Source organism: Xanthobacter sp. BG11Y11_SDJG, assembly GCF_057364445.1.
The window spans coordinates 1-1,141 of the sequence record NZ_JBNFNU010000716.1; the positions used below are offsets into that span (position 1 = coordinate 1).

Genomic DNA, 1,141 nt, shown 5'->3' on the forward strand with positions numbered 1-1,141 from the left:
CGCGCTGCCGCGGGCGGCGACGTTTCGGCTGAGGGGAGCCGCGCGGACCGGAAGCCGCCGTCAACGCGCGCGCGCGTCATGCTCCGGCTTGACCGGAGCATCCATTCCCGGCGTCGCCGGCCTTCAGCCGGTAGAGCACCTGCCGCCGCAGCGGGTGGCCCTCGGGCGTCGTCGGCAGGTCGAAGTCGCCGCCTGCGTCGCGGGTCATGCCGAGCCGCTCCATCACCGCCCGCGAGCGGACATTGGCCGGCACGGTGATGGCGACGATCTCGCCAAGCCCAAGCCGCCCGAAGCCGAAGGCGAGCGCCGCGCGCGCCGCCTCGGTGGCGTAGCCCCGGCCCCAGAAGGCGGGATCGAAGCGCCAGCCGATCTCCACCGCCGGGGTGAAGTGCGCGTCGTAGGGCACATGGACGAGGCCGCAATAGCCGGCGAAATCGGCCACGCCGGGCGCCTCCACCACCCACAGGCCGAAGCCGTGGCGCGCGATGTGCGCCTCGGCGCGATCCGCCACGAGGTCGCTCGCCGCGCGATCCGGCACCGGCAACAGGAATTCCATGGTCCGCGGATCGGACTGCATGCGCCACAGGCCCTCCCGGTCCGCCGGCCGCCAGGGGCGCAGCAGGAGGCGTTCCGTCGCGAGCGTCGGCGCGTCCATCACGCGCCGGGAATGCGCGCGCGCAGCCGCTCGGCGGCCGCGACGGAAGAAAAGGCGCGGCCCTCGATCGCGCCGACGCTGCGGATGCCCAGGGCCGAGGTGAGGAACATCTCGTCCGCCCGCTCAAGGTCGAAGGCGCCGAGCGGCCGCTCCTCCGCTCCCTCCGCCATCACCGCCGCGCGCATCACGCCGGGCAGGACCCCGTCGGCGAGCGGCGGCGTCACCAGCGCGCCGTCGATCACCGCGAACAGGTTGGCGATGGTGGTCTCGGCAACGCGCTCCTTGGTGTTGAGCAGCACCGCGTCGTCGGCGCCGCGCCGGGCCGCCTCCTGCCGCGCCAGGATGCCGTCGAGATAGTTCAGCGACTTCACCTGCGCCAAGGGCGACCAGCTCGTTGCGCCGCGTGGTTCTGCGCGATCACCAGCCGCGCCGGCGGCAGCGCCGGGCCCGCGGGGGCGGCGGTGATGACGAGGGTGGGCACGGGCG

At 74.6% G+C, this 1,141-nt stretch carries 2 protein-coding genes; both read right to left on the minus strand.

The genetic code is table 11. The features are described 5' to 3' along the window. Positions 1–76: 76 nt before the first annotated feature. Positions 77–655 (minus strand): GNAT family N-acetyltransferase, encoded by a 579-nt coding sequence (locus tag AC2W7M_RS26005; RefSeq protein WP_486136036.1) that lies wholly within the window; start codon positions 653–655, stop codon positions 77–79. Next, the gene (locus AC2W7M_RS26010) at positions 655–1,026 is read right to left on the minus strand and encodes an aminotransferase class IV (protein WP_486136038.1); all 372 of its coding nucleotides are present in this window, start codon (positions 1,024–1,026) and stop codon (positions 655–657) included. The genes AC2W7M_RS26005 and AC2W7M_RS26010 overlap by 1 nt, the downstream gene beginning before the upstream one ends. Positions 1,027–1,141 lie beyond the last annotated feature (115 nt).